The 16,556-nt window shown below is 71.0% G+C and carries 13 protein-coding genes; 8 read left to right on the top strand and 5 right to left on the bottom strand.

Annotation, left to right across the window (positions count from 1 at the left end; translation table 11 throughout):
• From ACFU95_RS45150 to glgB, 3 genes are all read left to right on the top strand, one after another.
• Positions 1 to 777 (top strand): alpha-glucosidase C-terminal domain-containing protein (locus ACFU95_RS45150; RefSeq protein ID WP_383841714.1); only part of this gene is annotated, 777 nt, incomplete at its 5' end.
• Between the two features lie 86 nt (positions 778 to 863).
• The gene (locus ACFU95_RS45145) at positions 864 to 2,309 is read left to right on the top strand and encodes a maltokinase (RefSeq protein WP_383841711.1); all 1,446 of its coding nucleotides are present in this window, start codon (positions 864 to 866) and stop codon (positions 2,307 to 2,309) included.
• Positions 2,306 to 5,047 (top strand): 1,4-alpha-glucan branching enzyme, encoded by a 2,742-nt coding sequence (gene glgB, locus ACFU95_RS45140; RefSeq protein ID WP_383841708.1) that lies wholly within the window; start codon positions 2,306 to 2,308, stop codon positions 5,045 to 5,047. The genes ACFU95_RS45145 and glgB overlap by 4 nt, the downstream gene beginning before the upstream one ends.
• Positions 5,048 to 5,282: 235 nt before the next feature.
• Here glgB and ACFU95_RS45135 read toward each other — a convergent pair whose 3' ends face one another.
• The 4 genes from ACFU95_RS45135 to ACFU95_RS45120 form a co-directional block, all read right to left on the bottom strand.
• The gene (locus tag ACFU95_RS45135) at positions 5,283 to 7,514 is read right to left on the bottom strand and encodes a HelD family protein (protein WP_383841705.1); all 2,232 of its coding nucleotides are present in this window, start codon (positions 7,512 to 7,514) and stop codon (positions 5,283 to 5,285) included.
• Between the two features lie 168 nt (positions 7,515 to 7,682).
• Positions 7,683 to 8,015, bottom strand: coding sequence for a thioredoxin family protein (locus tag ACFU95_RS45130; protein ID WP_383841702.1), 333 nt, complete (start codon positions 8,013 to 8,015; stop codon positions 7,683 to 7,685).
• Positions 8,012 to 8,398, bottom strand: coding sequence for a MerR family transcriptional regulator (locus ACFU95_RS45125; protein WP_383841699.1), 387 nt, complete (start codon positions 8,396 to 8,398; stop codon positions 8,012 to 8,014). Before ACFU95_RS45125 ends, ACFU95_RS45130 begins: the two co-directional genes overlap by 4 nt.
• A gap of 29 nt (positions 8,399 to 8,427) precedes the next feature.
• The gene (locus ACFU95_RS45120) at positions 8,428 to 8,946 is read right to left on the bottom strand and encodes an Lrp/AsnC family transcriptional regulator (RefSeq protein ID WP_383841696.1); all 519 of its coding nucleotides are present in this window, start codon (positions 8,944 to 8,946) and stop codon (positions 8,428 to 8,430) included.
• Between the two features lie 45 nt (positions 8,947 to 8,991).
• Between ACFU95_RS45120 and ACFU95_RS45115 the strand changes: the two genes are divergently transcribed.
• Positions 8,992 to 9,903, top strand: coding sequence for an NAD-dependent epimerase/dehydratase family protein (locus tag ACFU95_RS45115; RefSeq protein ID WP_383841693.1), 912 nt, complete (start codon positions 8,992 to 8,994; stop codon positions 9,901 to 9,903).
• Between the two features lies 1 nt (position 9,904).
• Positions 9,905 to 10,816, top strand: a complete 912-nt coding sequence (locus ACFU95_RS45110) for an aldo/keto reductase (protein WP_383841690.1) — start codon at positions 9,905 to 9,907, stop codon at positions 10,814 to 10,816.
• Between the two features lie 186 nt (positions 10,817 to 11,002).
• Here the strand turns inward: ACFU95_RS45110 and ACFU95_RS45105 are convergent, their stop codons facing one another.
• A complete protein-coding gene (locus tag ACFU95_RS45105) occupies positions 11,003 to 12,403 on the bottom strand; it encodes a cation:dicarboxylate symporter family transporter (RefSeq protein ID WP_383841687.1) in 1,401 nt (466 codons plus the stop codon).
• Positions 12,404 to 12,602: 199 nt separating this feature from the next.
• Between ACFU95_RS45105 and ACFU95_RS45100 the strand changes: the two genes are divergently transcribed.
• From ACFU95_RS45100 to ACFU95_RS45090, 3 genes are all read left to right on the top strand, one after another.
• Entirely contained in the window at positions 12,603 to 14,303 is a 1,701-nt protein-coding gene (locus ACFU95_RS45100) for an ATP-binding protein (protein WP_383841685.1), read from the top strand.
• Positions 14,300 to 15,001: a response regulator gene (locus ACFU95_RS45095; RefSeq protein ID WP_383841682.1), complete on the top strand. Its 702-nt coding sequence runs from the start codon at positions 14,300 to 14,302 to the stop codon at positions 14,999 to 15,001. Before ACFU95_RS45100 ends, ACFU95_RS45095 begins: the two co-directional genes overlap by 4 nt.
• A gap of 142 nt (positions 15,002 to 15,143) precedes the next feature.
• Positions 15,144 to 16,526, top strand: coding sequence for an extracellular solute-binding protein (locus ACFU95_RS45090; RefSeq protein ID WP_383841679.1), 1,383 nt, complete (start codon positions 15,144 to 15,146; stop codon positions 16,524 to 16,526).
• The last annotated feature ends 30 nt before the right edge of the window (positions 16,527 to 16,556 follow it).

Raw genomic sequence — 16,556 nt, 5'->3', positions numbered from 1 at the left:
ATCCTCGCCAAGACGCCGGCCATCCCCTCCGGCTGCCAGTGGGGCATCTTCCTGCGCAACCACGACGAGCTGACCCTCGAAATGGTCACCGACGAAGAGCGCGACTACATGTACGCGGAGTACGCCAAGGACCCGCGCATGCGCGCCAACATCGGCATCCGGCGCCGGCTGGCCCCCCTGCTGGACAACGACCGCAACCAGATCGAGCTGTTCACCGCCCTGCTGCTCTCGCTCCCCGGCTCGCCGATCCTCTACTACGGCGACGAGATCGGCATGGGCGACAACATCTGGCTCGGCGACCGCGACGCCGTCCGCACCCCCATGCAGTGGACCCCGGACCGCAACGCCGGGTTCTCCTCCTGCGACCCGGGACGGCTGGTCCTGCCCACGATCATGGACCCGGTCTACGGCTATCAGGTGACGAACGTCGAGGCGTCCATGTCCTCGCCGTCCTCTCTGCTGCACTGGACCCGCCGCATGATCGAGATCCGCAAGCAGAACCCGGCCTTCGGTCTCGGCTCCTACACGGAACTCCAGTCGTCGAACCCGGCCGTGATCGCCTTCCTGCGTGAATACGAGGACGATCTCGTCCTGTGCGTGAACAACTTCTCCCGGTTCGCGCAGCCGACGGAGCTGGATCTGCGGAGGTTCAGCGGACGGCATCCGGTCGAGCTGTCCGGCGGGGTGCGATTCCCGGCCATCGGTGAACTGCCGTACTTGCTGACGCTCGGAGGCCACGGCTTCTACTGGTTCCGGCTCCGCAGGGACGCCGCCTGAGAGCCCGGGCGGGGCGGTTTCTCCCGCCCCGCCCGGGGCACGCATCAGTAACCACCCCGACCGGCACGGGGAAAGGACGTGACGCCATGTCGAAAGCCGTCACCCGCACCCTCTCGACCTCTCCAGTTCTCCTCGCCTCGCTGGACCCACTGCTGCGGGAGTGGCTGCCACGGCAGCGCTGGTTCGCGGGCAAGGGGCGTCCGGTCACCGGGTTCTCGCTGGTGGCGGCCACCGAGTTGCTGCCGCCCGGCGGCAAGCTGGGCCTGTACCACCTGCTCGTACGCGCCCATCAGGCCCTCACCCCGGTGCCGGGCGCCCCGGAGCAGCCCGCGGACTGCTACCAGCTCCTCATAGGCGAGCGTGAGGCGTTGCCGCCCCGGCTGGCGCCCGCGCTGATCGGACACGTGGCCGAGGGCCCGCTCGCCGGACGCACGGTGTACGACGCCCTGTACGACACCCGTCCCACCGAACTGCTCCTGGAGGCGCTGCGCACCGGGGCCAGGATCGGCGGACTGCGCTTCGAGCGCGACGGGAGCCGGGACATCCGGTCCGGTCTGGTGCCGCGCCTGGTCACCTCCGAGCAGTCCAACTCGTCGGTCGTCTACGGCGATACGTTCATCCTGAAGCTGTTGCGCCGGGTCGTGCCCGGCGTCAATCCCGACCTGGAGCTGCCGCTGGCGCTGGCCCGGGAGGACTGCGACCGGGTGCCCGCGCCGACGGCGTGGATCCGGGCGGAGCTGTCCGGCGACGCGTATGTGCTCGGCGTGCTCCAGCCGTTCGTACAGGGTGCCGCCGACGGCTGGGAGCTGGCGCTGCGCGAACTGGCCAAGGGCGAGGACTTCTCCGCGGCGGCCCGGGCGCTGGGGCGGGCGACCGCCGAGGTGCACACGGCGCTGGCCCGCACCCTGCCGACCGTGACCCTCGGTCGCACGCAGGTGGAGCAGCTCGTCGCCGGCATGGTCGAACGGCTGGAGGTGGCCGCGCAGGCGGTGCCCGCGCTCCGGCCGTTCGCACCCGGCCTGCGCTCCGCCTTCGCGGCGCTGGCCGACCTGGCCGCCGAGGGGTGCACCTGGACCGCCCAGCGCATCCACGGCGACCTGCATCTCGGGCAGTGCCTGCGCTCGCCCGCCGGCCGGTGGTGGCTGATCGACTTCGAGGGCGAGCCGTCGAAGCCGCTGGCCGAACGGCGGATGCCGCAGCCGCCGGTGCGGGACGTGGCGGGCATGCTGCGCTCCTTCGACTACGCGGCCCACTCGGCCGACCCGCCGGTACCGGGCTGGGCCGACTCCTGCCGGGCCGCCTACTGCTCCGGGTACGCGCAGGTCAGCGGCACCGATCCACGGACCGATCCGGTGCTGCTGCGTGCCTACGAGACCGACAAGGCGATCTACGAGGTCGTCTACGAGGCCCGTCACCGCCCCGACTGGCTCCCGGTGCCGCTGTCCGCCATACGTCGCCTGGCCGCGGACACCGGCACCCCGTCCCCCTCCACGCCCCCATCCCCACCTTCGCCCAGGAGGCCCCGCCCGTGACCCCCCGCACCACTCCCACCAGCGCGTCGGAACCCAAGCCGACGGCCCAGAAGCCGGCCGTCGAGGCGACCGAGGAGAAGGCCGAGAAGAGCGCCGCGAAGAAGGCCGGCGCCGCGAGGAAGGCGACGCCGAAGACCGCCGAGAAGGCCGCGGACGCCATGAAGAAGGGGGCGACGAAGAAGGCGACGACCAAGAAGGCGGCGGCGAAGACCTCCACGGCGAAGAAGGCGACCGCCAAGAAGGCACCTGCCCAGAAGGCCACCGCGAAGAAGACGGCCGTGAAGAAGACGGCCGCGGAGAAGACCACGGCGAAGAAGGCTGCCGCCAAGAAGGCCGTCGCGAAGAGCGCGGCAGGCCGGAGCGCGACCGCGAAGGGCGGCCCCGCGAGCGGGGCAGCGGCGAAGAAGATCCCCGCGCAGAAGGCCACCGCGAAGAGGATCCCGGCGCAGAAGGCGGCCGCCCACAAGCCCGGGGCAGCGGCGGTGAGCGCCGGAAATGCCCCCGCGCCGCAGTCCGCCGCCCCGCCGGAGGCACCCGTGGAGGTCGCGGTGTCGCCCGCCCTCGACGCCGCCGACCGTGACCGGCTCCTCACCGGCACCCATCACGACCCGCACTCCGTGCTCGGCGCCCATCCGGTGCCCGGCGGTGTCGCCTTCCGCGCGTTGCGGCCGTACGCCCTGTCGGTCACCGTCGTCGCGGGCAGCCTGCGGGCCGAACTGCACGACGACGGGGAGGGGTTCTTCTCGGGGCTGCTGCCGCTGCGGGACGTGCCGGAGGAGTACCGGCTGCTCGTGGCGTACGAGGGTTCGGTCCAGGAGACCGAGGACACATACCGTTTCCTGCCCGCGCTGGGCGAGCTCGACCTGCATCTGATCGGCGAGGGCCGGCACGAGGAGCTGTGGCGGGCGCTGGGCGCCGAGCCGATGACGCACCAGGGCGTGACCGGCACCCGGTTCACGGTGTGGGCGCCGAACGCGCGGGGCGTGTCCGTGGCCGGCACCTTCAACTTCTGGGACGGCACCGGGTATCCGATGCGCTCGCTCGGTGGCGCCGGCGTCTGGGAGCTGTTCGTGCCCGGCATCGGCGTGGGCGAGCTGTACAAGTTCGAGATCACCCGGCCCGACGGCTCGAAGACGCTGCGCGCCGACCCGCTGGCCCGCCGGACCGAGGCCCCGCCCAACACGTCGTCCGTCGTGTACGCCTCGAAGCACGAGTGGGGCGACGGGCAGTGGCTGGCCCGGCGTGGGGCGACCCCGACGCACGAGGCGCCGTTCTCGGTGTACGAGGTCCACCTGGCGTCCTGGCGGCCCGGACTGACGTACCGTCAACTGGCCGAGCAGCTCCCGGCCTACGTCAAGGACCTGGGGTTCACGCACGTCGAGCTGATGCCGGTCGCCGAGCACCCGTTCGGCGGCTCCTGGGGTTACCAGGTCACCGGCTTCTACGCGCCCACGGCCCGCCTCGGCACGCCTGACGACTTCAAGTACCTGGTGGACGCCCTGCACCAGGCCGGGATCGGCGTCCTGATGGACTGGGTGCCGGCGCACTTCCCGCGCGACGACTGGGCGCTGGCGGAGTTCGACGGCCGGCCGCTGTACGAGCACGAGGATCCGCTGCGCTCCGCGCACCCGGACTGGGGCACGCTGGAGTTCGACTTCGGTCGCCGGGAGGTGCGCAACTTCCTGGTCGCCAACGCCGTCTACTGGTGCGAGGAGTTCCACATCGACGGGCTCCGGGTGGACGCGGTGGCGTCCATGCTCTACCTGGACTACTCGCGCGAGCCGGGCCAGTGGGTCCCGAACGAGCACGGCGGGCGGGAGAACCTGGACGCGGTGGCGTTCCTCCAGGAGATGAACGCGACGGTGTACCGGCGGGTGCCGGGGGTCGTGACGATCGCGGAGGAGTCCACGGCCTGGGACGGTGTGACACGGCCGACGCATGTGGCGGGCCCGGGCGGCTTCGGGGGCCTGGGGTTCGGGCTGAAGTGGAACATGGGCTGGATGCACGACTCGCTGGAGTACGTCGGCAAGGAGCCGGTGCACCGCAAGTACCACCACGACGGGATGACCTTCTCGATGGTGTACGCCTACAGCGAGAACTACGTGCTCCCCATCTCCCACGACGAGGTGGTCCACGGCAAGCGCTCGCTGGTGTCGAAGATGCCGGGCGACTGGTGGCAGCAGCGTGCCAACCACCGCGCCTACCTGGGCTTCATGTGGGCCCATCCGGGCAAGCAGTTGCTCTTCATGGGGCAGGAGTTCGCGCAGGGCGCGGAGTGGTCCGAGGCGCACGGGCCAGACTGGTGGCTGCTGGACCCGGCGTACGGGGCGGAGCCGGACCACCGGGGGGTGCGGGACCTGGTCCGCGACCTCAACACGGTCTACCGGCACACTCCGGCCCTGTGGCAGCGGGACACCGATCCGTCCGGCTTCCAGTGGGTGGTCGGGGACGCGGCCGAGGACAACGTGTTCGCGTTCGTGCGCTTCGACGCGGAGGGTGCTCCGCTGCTGGCGGTGTCGAACCTGTCGCCGGTCGTGCGGGAGGAGTACCGCCTCGGTGTCCCGGACGACGTGCCGGCCTGGTACGAGACGCTGAACACCGACGCGGCGAAGTACGGCGGCGGTGACGTCACCAACCCCGACCCGATCAAGCCGGAACCCCAGGGTTGGCACGGCCGCCCGGCCAGCATCCGGCTGACGCTGCCACCGCTGGCCACGGTGTGGCTGCGTCCGGCGTAGTCTCTCGCCCCCGCCGCCCCTACCCGTCCCATCCCCAGGGGCTCCGCCCCTTCGACCCCGTCCAGGGGGCTCCGCCCCCTGGACCTCCATCGGCCTGCGGCCTCGTCCTCAAACGCCGGCGGTGTCGCCCTCAAGGGGCGCGGGGAACTGCGCGACCAGCCCCCACCGGCCGTTGGTCGCGCAGTTCGGCATCAGCCCTCGCGGCGGGGGGCTGGGGCGGAGTCCCCAGGGACGGTCACCCCGGGGCCGGCGCCCCCTCGGCCAGGCTCCGCGGCAGCGAACCCGTGTGCAGCACCCCCAACCGCTGCGTCGCCCGGGTGAGCGCCACGTACAGATCGCTCGTGCCGTACAGACCCGGCTCCACCACCAGCACGGAGTCGAATTCCAGTCCCTTCGACTGCCGCGGGTCGAGGAGGACGACGCTCTGCGTGAGGTCGGGTTCGGCGCCCGCCGTGATCCCGTCCAGCCGGGCCGCCAGCTTCCGGTGCAGATGGCGCGGGGCGATGACCGCGAGCCGGCCGTCGGCGGGAGTCAGTTCCCCGACGGCCTTGGCCACCGCGCCGGGCAGGTCGTCGGTGGCGCGCACCCAGGGCCGCACGCCGGTCGAGCGGACCGAACTCGGGGGCTCGAAAGCGGGGTCCTGGGCACGCACGACCGCCGCGGCCAGCTCCATGATCTCGGCCGGGGTGCGGTAGTTGACGCCGAGCCGGGTGTGCTCCCAGCGGTCCTCGACATACGGCTCCAGGATGCCCGCCCAGGAGCCGACACCCGCCGCTTCCGCGGTCTGCGCCGGGTCGCCGACCAGCGTCATCGAGCGGGTCGGGCTGCGCCGCATGAGCAGCCGCCAGGCCATCGGCGACAGCTCCTGCGCCTCGTCGACGATGATGTGCCCGAACGCCCAGGTCCGGTCGGCGGCCGCCCGCTCGGCGGCGCTGCGGTGGTCGTCTTCCTCGTGGCGTTCGGCGAAGCGCTCGGCATCGATGATGTCGTGCGCGGAGAGGACCTCGCTGTCCTCGTCGTCCTTGTCCTCGAACTCGTAGGTACGGGAGGCGAACGAGACGTCCAGCACGCCCTGCGCGTACGCCACCTGCGTCTCGCGCTCGCGGTCCGCGCGCGCCCGGGCCACCCGGTCGTCCTCGCCGAGGAGCTCGGCCGCCTCGTCGAGGAGCGGTACGTCCGCCACCGTCCACGCCCGTGTCACGGGCCGGCGGATCGCGGCCACGTCCTCGTCGGGGAGGTAGCCGACGGGGTCGGCGAGGAAGTCCGCGACCAGGCGCTGCGGCGTCAGACGGGGCCACAACTGGTCGATGGCGGCCCAGACCTCGGGGTTCTCGGCGAGCTCGTCACGGATCTGGGTGATGTCGCTCGGGTCGAGGAGGCTGCTGCCGTCGTACGGGTCGGTGCCGACGCGCTCGGCGTACAGCTCGGTGAGCGTGTTGAGGAGGTGGCCCTCGAAGTACTCGCGGGCCACGTTGTGCTGGAGTTCCGCGGCCCGGGTGCGCTCGCGGGCCACCTTCACCAGGTCGTCGTCGAGCATCAGGATCTCGCGTTCGTGCTCGATCGCGATCACCGGATCCGGCAGCGACTGCCAGTCGCGTACGACCTCCGCGAGTACGTCGGCCATGTCGGCGCGGCCCTTCACGGCAGCCGCCTCACGGGTGTCGGCAGCGGTCGCCCGTACTCCCGGGAACAGCTCGCCGACCGTGGCCAGCAGGACGCCTGTCTCGCCGAGCGAGGGCAGGACCTCGCCGATGTAGCCGAGGAAGGCGGGGTTGGGGCCGACGATCAGGACCGCGCGCTTGGCGAGCAGTTCGCGGTACTCGTAGAGGAGATACGCGGCCCGGTGCAGGGCGACGGCCGTCTTGCCGGTGCCGGGGCCGCCCTCCACCACCAGCACGCCGCGGTGGGGCGCCCGGATGATCTCGTCCTGCTCGGCCTGGATCGTCTGCACGATGTCGTTCATCCGGCCCGTGCGCGCGGAGTCGAGCGCGGCGAGCAGGACCGCGTCGCCGGTCGGGTCCTCGTGGCCGGTCCTGGTCTGGTCCCCCAGATCGAGGATCTCGTCGTGCAGGGCCGTGACGGTACGGTCGCTGGTGGTGATGTGCCGCCGGCGGCGCAGCCCCATCGGGGTGTGGCCGGTGGCCAGGTAGAAGGGGCGGGCGACGTCGGCCCGCCAGTCGATGAGGACCGGTGTGCGCTCGGCGTCGTCGGTGCGCAGGCCGATCCGGCCGATGCGGTGGCTGACGCCGGAGTCGAGGTCGATCCGGCCGAAGCAGAGCGACCCGTCCACGGCGTTCAGCGCGGCGAGCAGCCCGGAGCGCTCGGCGACGAGGATGTCCCGCTCCAGGCGGGCCTGCATGGGCGTGTTGCCCTGGGCGAGAGCGTCCGTGACGGAGCTCTCGGTGTCGCCGCGCAGCGCGTCCACGCGGGCGTACAGGTCGTCGATGAATTCCTGCTCACTCCGCATTTCACCGTCTTGAAATTCGGTGTTTGACAATTCCGCTCCCGGCCGGATATACTGTGCTCACTGAACTTCTTTGCGACTCAATACTCTTGAAGTCGCGAACCATCGAATATACGCAAAGAAATCCCCCGAGCGCAATTGCTCGGGGGATTTCCTCGTTCCGGGCCGGGCTCAGAGGACGTCGGACAGCTCCTCCAGCAACCGCCGCCTGGGCCGGGCGCCGACCATCGACTTCACGGGCTCACCGCCCTGGAACACCATGAACGTCGGCATGGACAGCACCTTGTACGCGTTGGTGGTCTCGGGGTTGGTGTCCACGTCCAGCTGCACCACCTTGAGCCGGTCGCCCATCTCCCCGGCGACGGCGGTGAGCACCGGCCCCATCTGCCGGCACGGCGGACACCAGTCGGCGGTGAATTCCACCAGCACCGGCAGTTCCGCCCCGATCACCTCCGCCTCGAAGTCCGCGTCCGTCACCTCGGCCACGCCTGCCGCCCTGATCACAGTTCCCGTCCTCCCAGTTCGCACAACGGTGGTTCGCCCTCGGCCATCGCGAGGAGCAGCCCGATCTTGGCCCGCACGGCCTGCAACTGCCCGATCAGCCCGTCGAGCTCGTCCAGCTTGCGCCGGTAGACCGCGAGCGAGGCGGGACACGAGTCGCCCTCCGGGTGCCCGGCCCGCAGACACTCCACGAACGGCCGGGTCTCCTCCAGGTCGAACCCGAAGTCCTGCAACGTCCTGATCTGCCGGAGCAGCTTCAGATCGCTCTCGTCGTACGTCCGATACCCGTTGTCGCCGCGTCGCGCGGGCAGCAGCCCCCGCGACTCGTAGTAGCGCAACGTGCGCGTCGTGGTCCCGGCCCGCGCGGCCAGCTCGCCGATTCGCATGCGTACGAACGTAATCCTTGACGCCGACGTCAGGGCAACCGCGGCAGGAGCGGCTTTCTGCGCACCGGGGAGGACAGCACGATCGACGTCGTCGTACGGCCCAGCGCCGAGGTCTGTTCGAGGACCTCCTCCAGGTGGACGGTGTCCTCGACGGCGACCTTGAGGATCCAGCAGTCCTCGCCGACGACGTGGTGCACCTCGATGATCTCCGGGCGGTCGAGCAGCTCCAGTGTGCGGGGGTGTTTGAGGGTGTAGCCGCCGTGCGGGTTGACCCGGATGAACGCCTGGATGCCGTAGCCGAGCCGGGCCGGGACGACATGGGCGCCGTAGCCCGTGATCGCGCCGGCCGCCTCCAGTCGCCGTACGCGCTCGGTGACGGCTGCCGGGCTGAGGCGCACGCGGCGGCCCAGCTCGCTCAGCTTGATCCGGCCGTCGGTCTGGAGGAGTTCGAGGATCTGCCGGTCCAGGGCGTCGAAGGCCACCGATGTTTCACCGGTGGCCGGGCGCAGATGCCGTGGTTCCTTCGGCACGGCGGCCTGATCTCCCATGTCTTCCCCTTCAGGACGCGGTATACGGCCAGGAGAATTATGGTCATGCGAACGGCACGAGAAGTACTGGTCATCGGCGGCAACCGCTATTTCGGCAAGCGGCTGATCGCGCGACTGCTGGCGGCCGGGGACCGGGTGACGGTCCTCAATCGCGGATCGTCGGCGCCGCCACCGGGTGTGGTCCAGCTGGTCGCCGACCGCGGCGACGAGAAGTCGCTGACGGCGGCGCTGGGTTCACGGACCTTCGACGCCGTGGTCGACCAGGTCTGCTACACACCGCGCCAGGCGGAGATCGCCCGCCGCGTCCTCACCGGCCGCACCCGTCGCTATGTGCTGACGTCGACGGTGGAGGTGTACGAGTACGAGGACTCGATCGCCCCCGTACGCGAGTCGGACGTGGATCCGCTGGACGTGGCCGTCGACCTCGAACTCCCCTGGGACGAGCCGGAGTTCCTCGACACCCACTACGGCGAGGGCAAGCGGCAGGCGGAGGCCGTGTTCGCCGCCGCCCCGGACTTCCCGTACACGGCGGTGCGCGTCGCCCATGTGCTGGGCGGGGACGACGACTTCACGGGCCGTATGACGCACTACGCGAGCCGCGTCCGCAGCGGGACGCCGATCGCCGTACCGGTGGTGAACCACCCGGCGACGTACATCCATGTCGAGGAGATCGCCGACTTCCTGTTCTGGGCGCTGGGCCAGGACTTCACCGGGCCGGTCAACGCCGCCTCGCACGGCCTGCTGACCACCGAGGACCTGTGCGACGCCATCGCCGCGCACCTCCCGCACGGCAAGGCCGTCTACCAGCACATCGAGGTCGGCGAGGTCTCCCCGCTCTCCTTCACCCGCGCCTACGGCATGGACAACTCCCGTGCCACCCGGCTGGGTTTCCGCTTCACCCGTGCCCGGCAGTGGCTCCCCCAGGCCGTCGCCGAGACCCTCGGAAAGGACGACTGAAGTGCGCTACCGCACTCTTGGCACCCACCGCGTCAGCGCGATCGGCCTCGGCGTGATGCCGCTGTCCATCGAGGGCCGCCCCGACGACCGGCGTGCCCTGGCCACCGTGCACGCCGCCCTGGACTCGGGGGTGACGCTGCTGGACACGGCCGACTCGTACCATCTGCCGGGCGCCGAGCCCGGTCACAATGAACTCCTGGTGGCCCGCGCGCTGGCCGCGTACGGCGGCGACCCGGACGCCGTGCTGGTGGCCACCAAGGGCGGCCGCGGCAGGCCGGCCGACGGCAGCTGGTCGGTGAACGGCGACCCCCGCCATCTCAGGGCGGCCGCCGAGGCCTCGCTGCGGCGGCTCGGCGTCGAGGCGATCGGGCTCTACCAGTTGCACAAGCCCGACCCGGCCGTACCCTTCGAGGAATCGGTCGGCGCGCTGCGCGAACTCCTCGACGCGGGCAAGATCCGCCTGGCCGGCGTCTCCAACACCGACGTGGAGCAGATCCGCGCGGCCCGCCGGATCCTCGGCGACCGACTGGTGTCGGTGCAGAACCAGTACTCGCCCGCCGTCCGGGACAGCGAGGCCGAGCTGCGGCTGTGCGCGGAACTGGGGCTGGCGTTCCTGCCGTGGAGCCCGCTGGGCGGTATCGCCCGCAGCTCGCTGGACGGGCCGCGGGAGGACACGGTGGCACGGACGGCGGACGAGCCGCGCTTCGGCGCCTTCCGTGCCGTGGCGCGGGCGCACGGCGTCAGCCCTCAGCAGGTGTGCCTGGCCTGGCTGCTGGCGCGCTCCCCTGCCGTGATCCCGATTCCGGGGGCGAGCCGTCCGCAGACGATCCGGGATTCGGCGGCTGCGGCGGAGCTGGCCCTGAACGCGGAGGAGCTGGAGCGGCTGAGCGGTGCGGCGGTCACGGTCGGCTGACCGCGGGGCGGTGGGCAGTGTGCGGTGGGGCAAAAGACTTGCCCCACCGCACTCATGCGTGCGGTGGGGAGAGGCCCGGGCGGCTGAGCGACGGGGGAGCTACTCAGCCGCCCGGAGTGTGATGGCCGGACGTCCGGCCCCGGTTCAGGCGGGGCCGGACGTCCGGAGCTGGGACCGGGCCGGAGGTCAGGCCTTGGCGAGTTCCTTCTCGCCGCCCTGCTCGGGCACTTCGGCCTCGGCCGGGCCGCTGTGACCGCCGTGGCCGTCGTCCACGAGGGTCGCCTCGTCGAACGGGATCTGACCGGCGAGCACCTCGTCGACCCGCTCGCGGTCGATCTCCTTCGTCCAGGTGCCGATCAGGACCGTGGCCACCGCGTTGCCCGCGAAGTTCGTCAGGGCGCGGGCCTCGCTCATGAAGCGGTCGATGCCGACGATGAGGCCGATGCCGTCCACCAGGGCGGGCTTGTGCGACTGGAGGCCGCCGGCCAGCGTGGCCAGACCCGCACCGGTGACACCGGCGGCGCCCTTGGAGGCGACCAGCAGGAAGAGCAGCAGCGGGATCTGCTCGGCGATCGCCATCGGCGTACCCATGGCGTCGGCGATGAACAGGGACGCCATGGTCATGTAGATCATGGTGCCGTCGAGGTTGAAGGAGTAGCCGGTCGGGACGGTGATGCCGACGACGGGCTTGCTGACGCCCAGGTGCTCCATCTTCGCGATGAGGCGCGGCAGCGCGGACTCGGAGGAGGAGGTCGACAGGATCAGCAGGAACTCACGGCCCAGGTACTTGAAGAGCGTGAAGATGTTGAGGCCGGCGACGATCCGCAGCAGCGCGCCGAGCACGATGAAGACGAAGAGGAAGCAGGTGACGTAGAAGCCCAGCATCAGGATGGCGAGCTCCTTCAGCGCATCGAGGCCGGCCGACCCGGTGACGGCCGCGATGGCACCGAAGGCACCGATCGGCGCGGCCCACATCACCATGGCGAGGATGCGGAAGACGAGCCGCTGGATGTGCTGCACACCGCGCAGGATCGGCTCCCCGGTCGAGCCCATGGCCTGCAGCGCGAAGCCGGCGAGCAGCGCGATGACCAGGGTCTGCAGGACCGATTCCGAGGTGAAGGCGGAGACCATCGTGGTCGGGATGAGGCTGAGCAGGAACTCGGTGGTGTCCTTGGCCTCCGCGTCGACCTGCTCGTGGCCGGCGTTCTTGATGGCGTCGGTGATCTGCAGACCCGTGCCCGGCTCCAGGAGGTTGCCGACGACGAGACCGATGCTGAGCGCGACCAGCGACATCGCGAGGAAGTAGACCAGCGCGATACCGCCGACCTTGCCGACCTTGGCGGCCTTGCGTACCGAGCCGATGCCCAGAACGATCGTGCAGAAGATGATCGGCGAGATCATCATCTTGATGAGGTTCACGAAGCCCGTACCGATGGGCTTCAGCTCGACCGCGAAGTCGGGCGCGACCAGGCCCACGGTGATACCGAGGGTCACCGCGATGATCACCGCGATGTACAGGTAGTGCGTGCGATCCCGTTTGGCGACGGGAGCGGCGGGTGCCTTCTCGGGGGAACTGGCGGCGGCCACGGCTGCCCTCCTTGACGTCTTCGTCGGTGTCACCGGCGTGCGGCTCACGTCCGGGGGTGGGGGTCTCGCTGACCGGCCGGCGCGTCCCGGGGACGGGGGGCGTCGCACTCAGCGATGCGGTGACTATCTCCCGCCGTGTGAGGGCGGTCACCCTTCCGTTCATTTAGTTCACAATCGGCCATGGGGGCAGACTGGCGACATGCGCATCCCCGTCCCGAGACCCCGCAGCCTGGCCGGCCAGCTCTTCGCCATGCAGGCCGTGCTGATAGCCGTGCTCGTGGCCGGGTACGCGGTGTTCACGTACGTCAGTGACCGCGGCCAGGCCGAGGACGCGGCGGGGCGGCAGGCCAAGGCGGTGGCGCAGTCGATCGCGGACGCGCCGTCCGTGCGGGAGGCGATCCGCACCCACGATCCGACGGCCGAACTCCAGCCGTACGCGCTGCGCGTCCAGCGCGACGCGGAGGTCGACTTCGTCACGATCATGAACCCCGCGGGCATCCGCTGGACGCACCCGGACGAGCGGCAGATCGGCCAGCACTTCCGCGGCCACACGGCGCGCGCGCTGCGGGGCGAGCCCTTCACCGAGACGTACACCGGCACGCTCGGATCGTCCGTGCGGGCCGTCGTACCGATCTACGACGGGGGAGAGCGGCCGTCGGACATCGTGGGGATGGTCAGCGCCGGCATCCGGGTCGAGGAGATCAGCAAGCGGGTGCAGGACCAGCTGACGGCCCTGCTCGGGGTGGCGGCGGGCGCGCTCGCGCTGGGTGCGGTCGGCACGTATGTGATCAATGCCCGGCTGCGTCGGCACACCCATGGCATGAACGCGTCCGAGCTCAGCCATATGCACGACTACCACCAGGCCGCGTTGCACGCGGTACGCGAGGGTCTGCTGATGCTGGACGGGCAGTACCGTGTGGCGCTGATCAATGACGGCGGGCGCGAGCTACTGGGTGTGGGCGGTGATGTGGTGGGGCAGTCGGTCGCGGAGCTCGGCCTGCCCGCCCCGCTGACCGGGGCGCTGCTGGCCTCCGAGCCGAGGGTGGACGAGGTGCATCTGGCCGCGGAACGGGTCCTGGTGGTGAACACGTCGCCGGTGTCGGGCGGTGAGCGGCGCGGCACGATGGTGACCCTGCGGGACGTGACCGAACTCCAGTCCCTGATGGGCGAGTTGGACTCCGAGCGGGGCTTCACCCAGGCGCTGCGCTCGCAGGCGCACGAGGCGGCGAACCGACTGCACACGGTGGTGTCCCTGATCGAACTCGGACGTGCCGAGGAGGCGGTGGAGTTCGCGACCGCCGAGCTGGAGCTGGCGCAGGCCCTGACGGATCAGGTCGTCGCGGCGGTCAGCGAGCCGGTGCTGGCGGCGTTGCTGCTGGGCAAGACGGCACAGGCGAACGAGCGGGGCGTCGAGCTGGTCGTGTCGGAGGACAGCCGCCTCGACGACGGCCTGCTGCCGCCGTCGCTGCCCGCCCGGGATCTGGTGACGATCCTCGGCAACCTGATCGACAACGCGGTGGACGCGGCGCAGGGAAGTGTGGGGGCACGGGTGACGGTGACGGCGTACGCCGAGGACGGCGAGCTGGTGCTACGGGTGTCGGACACCGGCGCCGGGGTGGACCCCGCGCTGGCCGAGACGGTGTTCCAGCGCGGGTTCACCACGAAGCCGGCCGGGCCGGGGGGCCGGGGGCTGGGTCTGGCACTCGTCCGCCAGGCCGCGATCCGGCACCAGGGCGTGTTGTCGGTGGCGGAGGCCGACGGCGGCGGGGCGGTGTTCGAAGTGCGGTTGCCGCTGGTGGAGGGGGCCGGCGCCAAGCACGGGCCCCTTCCGGGGGAAGGTTCCGCCGCGGCGCGGGGAGCCGCTGCCCAGGGCGCGGTGGTTTCGAGAGGTGACGTATGACGGCGGCCCAGCAGGCGATTCGCGTCCTGGTCGTGGAGGACGACCCGGTGGCGGCGGACGCGCACATGATGTACGTCGGCCGGGTGCCGGGGTTCGTCGCGGTCGGCAAGGCCCATACGGGGGCGGAGGCGCGGCGCGCGCTGGAGCGGACGCCGGTGGATCTGCTGCTGCTCGACCTGCACCTGCCGGATGTGCACGGGCTCCAGCTGGCCCGGTCACTGCGGGCGGCCGGGCATCACGCGGACGTGATCGCGGTGACATCGGCCCGGGACCTGGCCGTGGTGCGCGAGGGGGTGTCGCTGGGGGTCGTGCAGTACGTACTGAAGCCCTTCACCTTCGCGACCCTGCGGGACCGGCTCGTGCGGTACGCCGAGTTCCACGCGGCCGTGGGAGAGGCCAGCGGGCAGGAGGAGGTGGACCGGGCGCTGGGCGCGCTGCGGGCACCGGGGCCGGCCGCGCTGCCGAAAGGGTTGAGCGGGCCGACGCTGGAGCGGGTGACGGGGGCTGTGCGGGAGGCCGAGGAAGGGCTCACGGCGACGGGGGTCGCCGAGACCGTCGGGATCTCCCGCATCACGGCTCGCCGGTATCTGGAGCACCTGGTCGAGGCGGGCAGGGCCGAGCGGAAGCCGGTCTACGGGCAGGTGGGGAGACCGGAGCTGGTGTACCGGTGGGTTCCGGGGGCGGGGGCGGGTCGGTAGCGGCGGGCCACGAAGCCGGCCGTCGCCCCACCGAAACCGTCAACATCAATACCCCGCACACGCATTGACCTGACTAGACCACTCGACCTACGTTCACCGGGCAGCCGTCCAGCGCCACAACGAAGTGCGCCCGCAGGAGGTCATGCCCGTGCGCCCCACCGCCTCCCTCCCCACACTCCTCGCCCTCACCCTCGCCGCCGCAGGAACGCTCACCGCCTGCGGCGGCGGTTCCGGTAGCGACCCGGACACCATCAAGGTCTCCTTCAAGCAGTCCACGGACAACTCCGTCAAGGTGATGGACACCTACCTCGCGGACGTCAAGAAGCAGTTCGAGAAGGCGAACCCCGGCAAGAAGGTCGAGTTCGTGCCCATCAAGGCCCCGGACTCGGAGTACTACACCAAGCTCCAGCAGATGCTCCGCTCCCCCAAGACCGCGCCCGACCTGGTCTACGAGGACACCTTCCTCATCAACTCGGACATCACCAGCGGGTACCTGAAGCCCCTCGACCCCTACCTCGCCGAGTGGAAGGACTGGGGGCAGTTCATCGACACGGCCAAGGAGGCCGCCAAGGGCGAGGACGGCAAGACGTACGGCGTCCCGGACGGCACCGACACCCGGGGTCTGTGGTTCAGCAAGGACATCTTCAAGAAGGCCGGTCTGCCCGCCGACTGGCAGCCGAGGACCTGGGACGACGTCCTCGACGCCGCCCGCGCCATCAAGAAGAAGGCCCCCGACGTCATCCCCCTCAACGTCTACACCGGCAAGCCCGTCGGTGAGGCCGCCACGATGCAGACGTTCGAGATGCTGCTCTACGGCACGGGCACGGGCGACGGCGCGTCCGACCCCCTCTACGACAGGTCCGCCAAGAAGTGGATCGCCGGCAGCCAGGGCTTCAAGGACTCCCTCTCCTTCGTGGAGACCGTCTACAAGGAGAAGCTCGGTCCGGACGTCTCCGACGCCCTCGACCCCAACGTCATGACCCGCGTCCGCGGCGAGTGGCTGCCGCAGGGCAAGCTCGGCATCGCCCTCGACGGCTCCTGGCTCCCCCAGGACTGGCTCCCGGGCAGCGGCCACGAGTGGCCCGAGTGGTCCGACGAACTCGGTCTCGCCGCCATGCCCACCCAGAAGGGACAGGCTCCCGGCAAGGTGAGCATGTCCGGCGGCTGGACCTGGTCCATCCCGGCCAAGGCGGGCAACCCCGACCTCGCCTTCGAGTTCGTCAAGACGATGCAGACGAAGGCGAACGCCCAGAAGTGGTACGTCGCCAACTCCGGCATCGCGGTCCGCGAGGACGTGGCCGCCGACCCCGCCTACGTCGAGGCCCAGCCCGGCATCAAGTTCTTCACGGACCTGGTCGCCAGCACGCACTACCGCCCCGCCTACCCGGCGTACCCGAAGGTCTCCACCGCCGTCCAGGAGGCGATGGAGGGCGTGACGACGGGGGACATGTCGGTCGCGGACGCGGCCGCGGCCTACGACGAGGAGCTGAAGGCGGCGGCGGACGACCAGGTGATCGAGAAGTGAGCGCCGCCGACATGTGCGCTCAGGCGCCGG

It is taken from the genome of Streptomyces sp. NPDC057623, assembly GCF_042800355.1.
In the GTDB taxonomy this organism is placed as follows: Bacteria; Actinomycetota; Actinomycetes; order Streptomycetales; family Streptomycetaceae; genus Streptomyces.
Note: the sequence above shows the minus strand (reverse complement) of the source record. Positions and strands in the feature narration are given on the sequence as shown.